Source organism: Streptomyces durocortorensis, assembly GCF_016901035.1.
Lineage (GTDB): Bacteria > Actinomycetota > Actinomycetes > Streptomycetales > Streptomycetaceae > Streptomyces > Streptomyces durocortorensis.
Genome location: NZ_JAFEUF010000211.1, coordinates 1 through 12,228, shown reverse-complemented (window position 1 = coordinate 12,228; position 12,228 = coordinate 1). Strand labels below are relative to the sequence as shown.

At 71.1% G+C, this 12,228-nt stretch carries 7 protein-coding genes; 1 reads left to right on the top strand and 6 read right to left on the bottom strand.

All coding sequences use genetic code 11. The features are described from left to right. Positions 1–330: 330 nt before the first annotated feature. A complete protein-coding gene (locus JS521_RS28180) occupies positions 331–3,228 on the bottom strand; it encodes a vitamin B12-dependent ribonucleotide reductase (protein ID WP_205085781.1) in 2,898 nt (965 codons plus the stop codon). Between the two features lie 165 nt (positions 3,229–3,393). After that, positions 3,394–3,906: a transcriptional regulator NrdR gene (gene nrdR / locus JS521_RS28175; protein WP_205085780.1), complete on the bottom strand. Its 513-nt coding sequence runs from the start codon at positions 3,904–3,906 to the stop codon at positions 3,394–3,396. A gap of 559 nt (positions 3,907–4,465) precedes the next feature. Here nrdR and lexA point away from each other — a divergent pair. Next, positions 4,466–5,263 carry a transcriptional repressor LexA gene (gene lexA / locus JS521_RS28170; RefSeq protein ID WP_010072358.1) on the top strand — a complete coding sequence of 266 codons (798 nt, stop codon included), beginning with the start codon at positions 4,466–4,468 and terminating at the stop codon, positions 5,261–5,263. 135 nt (positions 5,264–5,398) lie between these two features. On the opposite strand, the gene JS521_RS28165 is transcribed toward lexA, so the two are convergent. The 4 genes from JS521_RS28165 to JS521_RS28150 form a co-directional block, all read right to left on the bottom strand. Next, on the bottom strand, positions 5,399–7,369 hold the full coding sequence (locus JS521_RS28165; protein ID WP_205085779.1) for an ATP-dependent DNA helicase: 1,971 nt from the start codon (positions 7,367–7,369) through the stop codon (positions 5,399–5,401). Positions 7,370–7,407: 38 nt separating this feature from the next. Further along, on the bottom strand, positions 7,408–9,336 hold the full coding sequence (locus tag JS521_RS28160; RefSeq protein WP_205085778.1) for an IucA/IucC family protein: 1,929 nt from the start codon (positions 9,334–9,336) through the stop codon (positions 7,408–7,410). Positions 9,337–9,396: 60 nt separating this feature from the next. Next, on the bottom strand, positions 9,397–10,257 hold the full coding sequence (locus JS521_RS28155; protein WP_205085777.1) for a GNAT family N-acetyltransferase: 861 nt from the start codon (positions 10,255–10,257) through the stop codon (positions 9,397–9,399). Positions 10,258–10,339: 82 nt separating this feature from the next. Then, positions 10,340–12,228, bottom strand: a 1,889-nt coding sequence (locus JS521_RS28150) for an IucA/IucC family protein (RefSeq protein ID WP_205085776.1), incomplete at its 5' end; no start/stop codon positions are given.

The window sequence follows — 12,228 nt, the reverse complement described above, 5'->3', positions numbered from 1 at the left end:
ATCCAACCACTAGATCTAGGGCCGAGTCGCGTTTTAGGCCCCCACGCGTGTGGCGCGCCCGCCCAGGCGGGGGGGCCGCGCGGGGGGGGCGGGGGGGGCGGGGGGGGGGGCGGGGAAAGCCGGGGCGCCCCCCCCCCCCGGCGGGGGCGCCCCCCCCCGGGGGGGGCCCCGGGGCCCCCCCCGGGCGCGCGGGCGCGGGGCGCGCGGCCCCCTGCGGGCCCGGCCGCCGGGGGGGGGCGGGCGCCCCCCCCCCGGGGGGGGGCCCCCCCCCCTTCGTGAGCCGCGGGTCAGCTATGCCCTACGCGGCTCCGCACGCGTTTCCGCGTCCGGTCAGCTGCAGCCGCTCGTCGAGCCGCAGCCCTCGCAGATGTAGCAGGAGCCGGCGCGCTGCATCTTCGTACCGCAGGAGAAGCAGAGCGGGGCGTCGGCACTGATGCCGAGCTGCATCTCGACCAGTTCGGCCGAGGTGTGCGCCGTCTTCGGCGCCGGCTTCGGGGCGGACTCCGCCGGGGCCGGCACCGCCTTCAGGGGCTCGGCGTGGACCGGGGCCGACTGGGCCAGGCTGTCCGTGTCCAGCTCCTCCACCTCGAACGTCGGCTCGTAGCTGCCGGTGTCCAGGTGGCGCTGACGCTCCTCGGCGGAGTGGATGCCGAGGGCCGAGCGGGTCTCGAAGGGCAGGAAGTCGAGCGCCAGGCGGCGGAAGATGTAGTCGACGATCGACTGCGCCATCCGCACGTCCGGGTCGTCCGTCATACCGGCCGGCTCGAAGCGCATGTTGGTGAACTTCGAGACGTACGTCTCCAGCGGGACGCCGTACTGCAGACCGACCGAGACGGCGATGGAGAAGGCGTCCATCATGCCCGCGAGGGTCGAGCCCTGCTTGGACATCTTCAGGAAGACCTCGCCGAGACCGTCGTCCGGGTAGGAGTTGGCGGTCATGTAGCCCTCGGCGCCGCCCACCGTGAAGGAGGTGGTGATGCCGGGACGGCCCTTGGGGAGGCGCTTGCGGACCGGGCGGTACTCGACGACCTTCTCGACCGCCTCGCGGATGGTCTCCTCGGCCTTCGCGGTGACCTCTTCCTTCTCCTTGTCCTTGGTCTTGGCGGAGAGGGGCTGGCCGACCTTGCAGTTGTCGCGGTAGATGGCGAGCGCCTTGACGCCCATCTTCCACGCCTCGAAGTAGACCTCTTCGACGTCCTCGACGGTTGCCGTCTCGGGGAGGTTCACCGTCTTGGAGAGCGCGCCGGAGATCCACGGCTGGATGGCCGCCATCATCCGGACGTGGCCCATCGCGGAGATGGAGCGCTCGCCCATCGCGCAGTCGAAGACCTCGTAGTGCTCGGTCTTCAGGGCGGGGGCGTCGACCACGTTGCCGTTCTCGGCGATGTGGGCGACGATCGCCTCGATCTGCTCGGGCTGGTAGCCGAGACGGCGCAGCGCCTGCGGCACCGTGCCGTTGACGATCTGCATCGAGCCGCCGCCGACCAGCTTCTTGAACTTGACCAGGGCGAGGTCGGGCTCCAGACCGGTGGTGTCGCAGGACATCGCGAGACCGATGGTGCCGGTCGGAGCGATGACCGAGGCCTGCGCGTTGCGGAAGCCGTTCTTCGCGCCGAGCCGGATCACGTCCTGCCAGGCCTCCGTCGCGGCGGCCCAGACCGGGGAGTCGAGGTCGTCCACGTGGACGGCCTTGGCGTTGGCGTCGGAGTGCTGCTTCATGACGCGCTGGTGCGGCTCGGCGTTGCGGGCGTAGCCGTCGTACGGGCCGACGACCGCGGCCAGTTCGGCGGAGCGCTTGTACGAGGTGCCGGTCATCAGCGAGGTGATGGCGCCGGCGAGCGCGCGGCCGCCGTCGCTGTCGTACGCGTGGCCGGTCGCCATCAGGAGGGCGCCGAGGTTGGCGTAACCGATGCCCAGCTGGCGGAAGGCGCGGGTGTTCTCGCCGATCTTCTGCGTGGGGAAGTCGGCGAAGCAGATCGAGATGTCCATCGCGGTGATGACCAGCTCGACGACCTTGGCGAAGCGCTCGGACTCGAAGGACTGGTTGCCCAGGCCGTCGTCCTTGAGGAACTTCATCAGGTTCAGCGAGGCGAGGTTGCACGAGGTGTTGTCCAGGTGCATGTACTCGCTGCACGGGTTCGAGCCGTTGATCCGGCCGGACTCCGGGCAGGTGTGCCAGGCGTTGATGGTGTCGTCGTACTGGATGCCGGGGTCGGCGCAGGCCCAGGCGGCCTCGGCCATCTTGCGGAAGAGGGACTTGGCCTCGACCTCTTCGATGACGTCGCCGGTCATCCGGGCGCGCAGCCCGAACTTGCCGCCCGCCTCGACGGCCTTCATGAACTCGTCGTTCACGCGGACCGAGTTGTTGGCGTTCTGGTACTGGACGGACGTGATGTCGTCGCCGCCCAGGTCCATGTCGAAGCCCGCGTCACGCAGGGCGCGGATCTTCTCCTCCTCCTTCACCTTGGTCTCGATGAAGTTCTCGATGTCGGGGTGGTCGACGTCGAGGATGACCATCTTGGCCGCACGGCGGGTGGCGCCACCGGACTTGATGGTTCCGGCGGAGGCGTCGGCACCGCGCATGAAGGAGACCGGACCGGAGGCGTTGCCGCCGGAGGAGAGCAGCTCCTTGGAGGAGCGGATACGGGAGAGGTTCAGGCCGGCGCCGGAGCCGCCCTTGAAGATCATGCCCTCTTCCTTGTACCAGTCGAGGATCGACTCCATGGAGTCGTCGACGGCCAGGATGAAGCAGGCGGAGACCTGCTGCGGCTGGGGCGTGCCGACGTTGAACCAGACCGGGGAGTTGAAGCTGAAGACCTGGTGCAGGAGGGCGTAGGCCAGCTCGTGCTCGAAGATCTCGGCGTCCGCGGGAGAGGCGAAGTAGCTGTTGTCCTCACCGGCCTTGCGGTACGTCTTCACGATCCGGTCGATCAGCTGCTTGAGACCGGTCTCGCGCTGCGGCGTGCCGACGGCCCCGCGGAAGTACTTGCTGGTGACGATGTTGACCGCGTTCACCGACCAGAAGTCGGGGAACTCGACGCCACGCTGCTCGAAGTTGATCGAGCCGTCGCGCCAGTTGGTCATGACGACGTCACGGCGCTCCCACGCCACCTCGTCGTACGGGTGCACGCCGGGGTTGGTGTGGATGCGCTCGATACGCAGACCCTTGCTCGCCTTGGCGCCCTTGGTGCGGGAACCTCGTGCCGGGCCGCTCGCCGTCTCTGTCATGCCGCCTCCCATATGTGGGCGAAAACGCCCTGAAGTGCCCAGATCTTCCCAGGCACAATGTGTGTCCGTTGCCCCGTGGGCCGCACTCGGCCACGGGTACAGGTCTTGATTCGCCCGGCCACCGGCCAACGGAGATGACTCCGGACCGTGACGGGCGCGTACCGCTCAGTCGGCGGCAGTGGCGGGCGCGGGGACCTCAAGGGTCTCGCCGCTCCCGCAGCCCTCCGCGGAAGGCCGCTGCGCACGCAATTCCACGATGGCGGCCTCGAAGTCTTCCAGGGAATCGAACGCCCGGTACACGGACGCGAAGCGCAGGTACGCGACGAGGTCGAGTTCCTGCAGGGGGCCGAGGATGGCCAGCCCCACGTCGTGGGTGGTCAGCTCGGCGCTGCCGGTGGCGCGCACCGCCTCCTCGACCCGCTGGCCGAGTTTGGCGAGGGCGTCCTCCGTGACGGGCCGTCCCTGGCAGGCCTTGCGGACGCCGGAGATGACCTTGGTGCGACTGAAGGGCTCGGTCACGCCGCTGCGCTTGACCACCATCAGCGAGCAGGTCTCCACCGTGGTGAAGCGACGGGAACAGTCGGGGCACTGCCGGCGGCGACGGATCGACGTCCCGTCGTCGGTGGTGCGACTGTCGACGACCCTGCTGTCGGGGTGCCTGCAGAAGGGGCAGTGCATGGCTCCCAACCCTCCTTCACACGCACGACTGAATAGCCTCGTCAAGGCCGTTTCCGGCCCCCTGGAAGCAGTCCCCAGCATAGGCGATGACCACGGCGCGATTGAACCGAGACCACAACTTCTGGGCGACTGGAGCAATCCAACCACTAGATCTAGGGCCGAGTCGCGTTTTCGGCCCCATCGCGTGTCGCGCGCCGGACCTCGCTCGGAGGCCGCTCGGGGAGAGCGTGGGCCGAGGAAGAGGGTACGGGAAACGCGGGGCCGCCGAGCCGCCGGGGCTTCGGCGCACGGGCCCGGATGAAAGACTCGGCGCGGGGTCCTGACCGGAGACGCGCAGCAGGGTCCTGATGAAAAAGCGCAGGGGTCCGGATGAAAGAATCGGCCGGAGACCGCGACAGGACCCCGCGGAGACCGCGCGACCCCTGTTCCGGTGCTCATACACCTGTCGGCAGCACCGCGGCACCCCTTTATTCGTTTTTCACTCGAACGTGTGTTTGGCGCAACCTTTCGAAAGCTACTACCGTTGTCCAGCTAGGGAGAACATTCGAGAGGGGCCGACGTGACCACCACCGCAGACAGTGCCACCATCACCGCCCGGGACCACCGCTCCCAGAGCCGACTTGAGCCGGTGCATGCCATGAATGACTCAGTCACGAACACGGACGGGCCCGAGCCCGCACGCCCGGGGCGTTCCATGCCCGGCAGGCCTCCCGGGATCCGGGCGGACAGCTCGGGGCTCACGGACCGGCAGCGGCGGGTCATCGAGGTCATCCGCGACTCCGTGCAGCGGAGGGGATACCCGCCCTCCATGCGGGAGATCGGTCAGGCGGTGGGCCTGTCCAGCACCTCGTCCGTCGCCCACCAGCTGATGGCGCTGGAGCGCAAGGGCTTCCTCCGCCGGGATCCGCACCGCCCCCGTGCCTACGAGGTCCGCGGATCGGACCAGCCCAGCACTCAGCCGACCGACACGACGGGCAAGCCCGCCGCGTCGTACGTGCCGCTGGTGGGCCGGATCGCCGCCGGTGGTCCGATCCTCGCCGAGGAGTCCGTGGAAGACGTCTTCCCGCTCCCCCGCCAGCTCGTCGGCGACGGTGAGCTGTTCGTCCTGAAGGTCGTCGGCGACTCGATGATCGAGGCCGCGATCTGTGACGGCGACTGGGTCACCGTCCGCCGCCAGCCCGTCGCGGAGAACGGGGACATCGTCGCCGCCATGCTCGACGGCGAAGCGACGGTCAAGCGCTTCCGCCGGGAGGACGGTCACGTATGGCTGCTGCCTCACAACGCCGCGTACCAGCCGATCCCCGGCGACGAGGCGACCATCCTCGGCAAGGTGGTGGCGGTGCTGCGCCGGGTCTGAGAAGACGGCAGCGCCGGTCAGGACTTGTCGGCCCCGGGACTCCCTAGGACGTCGATCATGACGTCGGTCCCGGGGCTTTGCCTTGCCCCGGGACCGACGTCACAGCCCGGCGCAAGGCCGGCTACGCCCGTCCGGCTATGCCCCGTCCGCCTTCGCCTTGGCGTCGATGGCGGCCAGCGAGCGGCGCGCCTGGTTCCGGTCGGTCGTGTACCAGAAGTCGGGCAGCGAGGCGCGCAGATAGCTTCCGTACCGCGCGTTGGCGAGCCTCGGATCCAGCACCGCGACCACGCCCTTGTCGCCTGTAGCCCGGACCAGTCGACCCGCGCCCTGGGCCATCAGCAGGGCGGCATGCGTCGCCGCGACCGCCATGAAGCCGTTGCCGCCCGCCTCCTCGACCGCCTTCTGCCGGGCGCTCATCAGCGGATCGTCGGGCCGGGGGAACGGAATCCGGTCCATGACCACCAGCTGACAGCTCGGCCCCGGGACATCCACGCCCTGCCAGAGCGACAGCGTGCCGAAGAGGCAGGTCTCCGGGTCGGCCGCGAAGTTCTTGATCAGCTCGCCGAGCGTCTCCTCGCCCTGGAGCAGGATCGGCTTGTCCAGGCGGCCCCGCAGCTCCTCGGCCGCCGCCTTGGCCCCGCGCATGGAGGAGAACAGACCCAGCGTCCGGCCGCCGGCCGCCTCCACCAGCTCGGCGAGCTCGTCCAGCATGTCCGTGCGCGATCCCTCGCGCCCCGGGGTGTTCAGATGCCGGGCGACATAGAGGATGCCCTGCTTCGGGTAGTCGAACGGGGAGCCGACGTCCAGTCCCTTCCACTGCGGGACGTCCTCGCCCGCCGTGCCCTCGGGGGCCAGTCCGAGGGACGCGCCCACCCCGTTGAAGTCGCCGCCGAGCTTGAGGGTGGCCGAAGTCAGCACCACGGACCGCTCGGCGAACAGCTTCTCGCGCAGCAGCCCCGAAACGGAGAGCGGCGCGACCCGGACGGAGGCGCCGAACCGGTCGTGCTGCTCGTACCAGACGACGTCCCACTCCGAGCCCTGGGTGATGCGCTCGGCGACGCCGTGGATCGACTCGACCGAGGCCAGGGCCTGCTTACGGACGGCGTTCTCGTCCTCGACCGACTTGTCCCGGGTGGCGCCGATCGCGGAGATCACCGTGCGCGCCGCGTCGCGCAGCGCCATCAGCGCGTAGCCGAGGTCCTCGGGCACTTCTTCGAGCCGTCCGGGCAGCGCCAGCTCCATGACCCGCTCGAACCCCTCGGCCGCGGTCTGGAGGGCGTCGGCGGCCTTCTCGTTGACCAGCTTCGCCGCACGCCGGACCGCGCGGTTGACCTGGGCGGGGGTCAGCTCGCCGGTGGCGACGCCGGTGACCCGGGAGACCAGCTCATGGGCCTCGTCGACGATCAGCACCTCGTGCGACGGCAGCACCGGCGCGCCCTCGATGGCGTCGATGGCGAGCAGCGCGTGGTTGGTGACGACCACGTCCGCGAGCTTGGCCCGCTCGCGGGCCGCCTCGGCGAAGCACTCCGCGCCGTAAGCGCACTTCGTCGCGCCCAGGCACTCGCGCGAGGAGACCGAGATCTGCGCCCACGCCCGGTCCGAGACGCCGGGCGTGAGGTCGTCCCGGTCGCCCGTCTCCGTCTCGTCCGACCAGTCCCGCAGCCGCAGCAGGTCCTGCCCCAGCTTGCTGGACGGGGCCGCCGCCTCGAACTGGTCGAAGAGCCCCTCCTCCTCGTCCTGCGGCACCCCTTCGTGGAGCCGGTGAAGGCAGAGGTAGTTCGACCGGCCCTTGAGCATGGCGAACTGTGGGCGCCGGCGCAGCAGCGGATGCAGGGACTCGACCGTACGCGGAAGGTCGCGCTCCACGAGCTGCCGCTGGAGGGCAAGGGTGGCCGTGGCCACGACGACCCGCTCCCCGTGCGCCAGGGCCGGCACCAGATAGCCGAGCGACTTGCCCGTACCGGTGCCGGCCTGGACGAGCAGGTGCGATTGGTCGTCGACGGCCTCGGCGACGGCTTCGGCCATGGTGACCTGGCCGGGCCGTTCCGTACCGCCGACGGCGGTGACGGCGGCGTGCAGGAGCTCGGAGAGGGATGGCTTCGTCATAGCCCGACCAGCCTACGGCGCACCACTGACAACGACGGTCACTCCCGGCCTCGGGCGGAGGGGTGCAACGGGTTGGGAACCGTGCCGTGGATCGCCGCGTGCGGGCGGCTGGCCCGGTCCCGATAGCCGTCGACATGCAGGCGGTTGCGGTTGAGGCAGAGGCGTTCGATCTCGGGGGTGAGCATGTCGAACAGCTCGAACCGCTCCTTCAGCTCCGGGAAGCGGGCGTGGTGGCGCACGATCTCCGCCCGGACGAGTGACCAGAAGGTGTCCTCGGAGACCCCGAGCTGCTCCTCGCACAGGGGCGACAGATAGCGGAAGACGCCGACGAAGAGGCCGGAGTGGATGAACTGGGTGAGGAAGGACGGCTCCTCGGTGAGGAGGACGGCGCGTACCTCGTCGGGCATGGCGGCGTGTTCCGGCAGCGGGTGGGCGCTGATGTTGACGTCGTCGACGAAGTCCTTGATGGCGAGCCGTACGGGCACGTCGTTCTCGTCGAACACGACGATGGCGTTCTCGCCGTGCGGGGAGAAGACGGTGCCGTAGCGGTAGAGGAAGTGCAGCAGAGGCGGCAGCAGGGCGGCGAAGAGCCGCTTCAGCCAGGTCTCGGGGCTCAGGCCTGAGCGCTCGACCAGCTCCGCGGTGAACGCGCGGCCCGCCGGATCCGTATGGAGGAGCGAGGCGAGCGTGCGGGCGCGTTCGCCCGGGGCGAGGCGGGGCGGCAGGGGCTCCCGCCAGATCGCGCCGAGGAGTTCCTTGTACTGGTAGGGCGCTTCGGGGAGGTGGTCGTACAGCGGATGTTCGACGGCGACGGACGCGACCTCGCCGAGGAGGACGACCCGGCAGGTGTCACGCAGGAAGGGGTCGCCCTCGCACAGCCCCTGGACCCAGGCGGTGACGGCGGGCGCTGCGAGGGTCCGCTCGGTCGGCAGGCCCCGCCAGACCAGGGTGTTGAGGATGGAGAGCGGGAGCTTGACGGTGTGCCGCTCGGGCCGTTCCACGTTGGCGAACGTGCGGATGGACTGCTGCGGGAGTCGGGCGTCGCCGTCGGTGTGCAGGGCCACGATGTCGCCGTCGGCGATGGCCGGGGCGAAGAGCGGCACGATCCACTCGTCCCACTGCCAGGGGTGTACGGGGAGGTAGAGGTAGTCCCGCGGGTCGTGTCCCCGGGCCCGCAGCATGTCGGCGAAGGCGTCCCGGATGTCCTGGTCGAGTTCTCCGGCGTACAGCTGGCCGGGGGTGGCGACGCGGCCGACGCCCCGGAACTGCGCGAGGCGGCTGCTGACCGCGATCCACGGCAGCCGGAGCGGGCTGCGCGTCTCTGGGGTGAAGCGGGCGGCGTCGGCGGCGGAGAAGCCGAGCCGTCCCTTGCTCGCCACCAGCCAGGGGTGGCCGGTCTGGTGGCCTTCCAGCTCCGCGTAGTCGAGCGCGGCGAGCTGGTCGGCGGCGAGGGCGGTGTGGTCGAGCCGGGCGTCGGCGGACAGGGTCAGGGTCAGCTCGCGGATGAGGTGACCCAGCGTCGTGCCGTCGAGCCCGAGGAGGTCGCGGGCCCGGGTGAGGAAGGTCAGCGGGTCGCGGAACGGGCGGGGGGCGGCGGCCGCCCCGTCGGCCTGCGTGGCGGGTGAGCCGTTGGACTGGGCGTCGGCTTGCGCGGTGGCCGAACCGTTGACGTGGGCGGCCGGGGGCTGCGCCGTGATCTCGATCGAATCGGGGTCGACGCGCCAGCTGCCGTAGACGCCGCGCCGAGCGGTGAAGGCGAGCACTCCCCCGTCATCGAGGGTCAGTCGGTGGAGGCCGCCGGTCCCGGGCCCCGGAACCGGCTCGATGATCTTCTCGTAGGCGAACTCGCCGAGCATCTTGGCGAGGAGCCTCGCTGCGGCCCGGTCCCAGATCTGCCGGTCCAGCTCCGGAGGGCTGAACAGCTGCGGGGACTCGGCTGAATCACGGCTCGTGGGAGATATCGGCACGGGGACTCCTCCGGAGGGAACCTATGAGGTTCGAGCGGTATGGAAAGTGCGGAGAGCAAGTCACAGCTGGGCTCGGTACGTTCGGTCGCGGATCATCAGCGCGGCGCGTTTGTCGGGGAGATCCACTTCGGCGGAGAAGCGGAACCCGGCGCTGAGGAACGCGGATACGGACGGGGTGTTGCGCAGGTCGGGCTCGGCGACGACCCGCCCGCAGCGCGGAAGGTTGTCCAGGACGAGGTCGGCGACGGCGCGGAGCAGGGTGGTGCCCACCCCCCGGCCCCGGTTCTTCACGCCCCCCAGGAGGAGGTGGACGCCGGTGTCGTGGGGGCGGGCGGGGTAATGGCGGGCCAGGGGGTCGAGGTCGGCGCGGTAGATCTCCCAGTAGCTCATGGGGGTGCCGTCGAGCACGCCGAGACAGGGGATGCTGCGCCCGTCCCCTTCGAGCTGGGGCCGGATGTGGTCGGCGGTGATGGACTCCGGACCGGCCAGCTCCCAGAAGGCCGCCACGGCGGGGTCGTTCATCCAGCGGCTGATGACGGGGAGGTCGCGCTCCAGCCTGACGGGGAGGAGGGCGAACTCCCCCGCCGGGGTAGCAGCCGCTGGCCAGGAGCCCGGGTCGCCCAGCAGGTCACCGGGGACGGTGGCCCGCCGCGTCCCGGCGCTGCGCTCCTCGGCGATGAGTACGAGGAGTTCCTCGGTGAGCTTCAGGTCGAGGGTGTCCTCGACGCCGCTGCTCCCGACACCGGTGCTCCCTGCGGTGCCCCTCCCGGCGTCGGCGCTCTCGACGTCGTCGCTCTCGACGTCGTCGCTCCCGGCGCCGGCGCTTACGGCGCCACTGCTTCCGGCGCCGCCGCGCCCGACTCCGGTGCTCCCGGCGTCGGGCGCGGCGTCAGGTTCCGCTGAGGGGTCGGCGGGAGGCACGGTGGCGCTCTCCTCTCTGGACCGGGTGCGGTCGGTGGCAGCGTAGGAGCGGGTGCGCTCGGAGTCTGCCTGGTGCGGGTGCTCAGCTGTGCAGCGGGTTGGCGATGGTGACGTACACGGACTGGGTGTCGACCGGTCCGACCAGCTCGTCGAGGCCGTGCAGCCGGGTCAGCAGGTTGGCCTTGCAGCGCAGTTGGCGGTTCTCCAGGAGATACGCGGGCAGGGGCGAGCCCAGTTCCGCGGTCTCGTCGAGGAACTGGCGCAGGACGGTGAGAAGTTCCTGTTCGTCGGCCAGGCGCTGGGATCCGAACGCCCCGATGAGGCCGAGGACGTTGTTGATGCCGAGGTAGTAGGCGAACCGTTCGTCGGTGACCGGGTCGGAGACGAAGGTGTCGCTGACGGTGCCGATGCCGGGGAGCCGTCGTTCCAGCTCGCCGCGTCGGGAGTCGCGGAAGTAGTAGCCCTGGTTGTCCCGGTAGCGGCCGCCGACGGGCCAGCCGTCCGGGTCGAGGAGGACGAGGGTGTTCTGCTGGTGGGCTTCGAGGGCGACTCCGCCGTGGGCGTCGAGCCAGAGGACGGGGCGCACGACGTGGTGCAGATAGCGCCGGAACCATTCGGCGGAAACGGCGGTGGTGGTGAGGCCGGTGCGGGCGGCCAGGCCGGAGACGACCTCGGCGAGCCGCGAGTGCATGCCGGTCCGGCCGGGCCGGGGGCGCTGCGCGGTGAGTCCGGCGATGCAGGCCGCGTCGTCACCCGGGCCGAAGGGGTTGTGCCGGAGCATCACGTCGAGCCCGGAGACGGGTGTGCCCTCGGGGTCGTCGACGGCGAGCCAGGCGGGATCGCGGACGATGTCGAAGCCGGGGTGCTCCCGCTGCCAGCTCTCGCCGAGCCCGGTCGACAGGAGGCGGTGGACCTCGACGCCCCGGTGCAGCTCCTTACGAAGGTTCTCCCGGCGGGAGTTGGTGATGCGGACGCCGAGGGAGAGCTTGAGCATGACCCGCGCGCCGGGCCGGTGCACGGTGCGGATGGAGGAGGTGGGGTGCCAGTGCTCGCCGTGCGGGCCGAGGTCGTGGAGCAGACCGGTCTCGGCGAGGGCGCGGACCTGGGGGCGGTGGAGCAGGTCGGCCGCCTGCCAGGGGTGTACGGGGACGGCGACGGTGCCGGGGGGCGTCTTCAGCCCCGCGGCGTGCGGGGCGAGCAGCTCCTCGGCGGTGGCCGGACCGTCGTCGCTCCAGGCGGAGTCGGTGGCGGCCAGCGAGCGGTCGACGGCGAACCAGTGGAGCGCGAAGGAGCCGTGCAGCTCCGGCGAATAGCGGCGGGACTCCGATTCGGAGAGGCCTTCGCGGCTCTTGGGCGTGGGGTGCAGGGGGTGGCCGAGCAGCAGGGACTGTTCGGCGGTGAGGAAGAGGTCGGCCTCGGCGGGGTCCGCCGGGCTGCACCGCCGCTGCTCGATGAAGCCTGCGGTGTGGCGTACGGAGTCGGCGACCCGGCCGACCAGATCGCCCGCGCCGCTCTCGCCGCCCTCGCGGCCGATGAGGACGGCGACGGTGGCGGCGTCGGCGGGCGGGGAGTCGGCGGGGACGTTCTCCAGGACGGGTGCGCCGAAGCGGTGGGCCCCGGTGGCGGACCAGTAGTGCACGGGGACGAGGAGGGCGGTGCCGCTGGCGGGGAAGGCGATGCGCAGGGTGTCGCCCTCGGGCCTGGGCAGATCGCACTCCCGGGTCCAGCAGCGCAGCAGGCTTTCGGTGCCCGCGGCGTCGGCGGCCCGCAGCGGGTCCGGGTCGTCGAGCGCGTCGAAGCCCGGGCCCAGGGTCACGAGGTCCGAACCGGTCCCGTACGCAAGGGGGTTCGGGTCGTGCGAGGTTTTCTGGCGGGGCACGGTCGTCGCCTCTGCCGTGCCGGGGGCGGCCGGTCCGTCCTGCCCTCGGTGCTGGGGGGTGCCGGGGCCTTCGGCCTCGGGCGCGGGGGTGG

Bases quoted from the DNA above. Each gene is read 5' to 3' on its own strand.
- nrdR (WP_205085780.1), bottom strand. From the start codon at position 3,906: ATGCACTGCCCCTTCTGCAGGCACCCCGACAGCAGGGTCGTCGACAGT.
- JS521_RS28165 (WP_205085779.1), bottom strand. From the start codon at position 7,369: ATGACGAAGCCATCCCTCTCCGAGCTCCTGCACGCCGCCGTCACCGCC.
- JS521_RS28180 (WP_205085781.1), bottom strand. From the start codon at position 3,228: ATGACAGAGACGGCGAGCGGCCCGGCACGAGGTTCCCGCACCAAGGGC.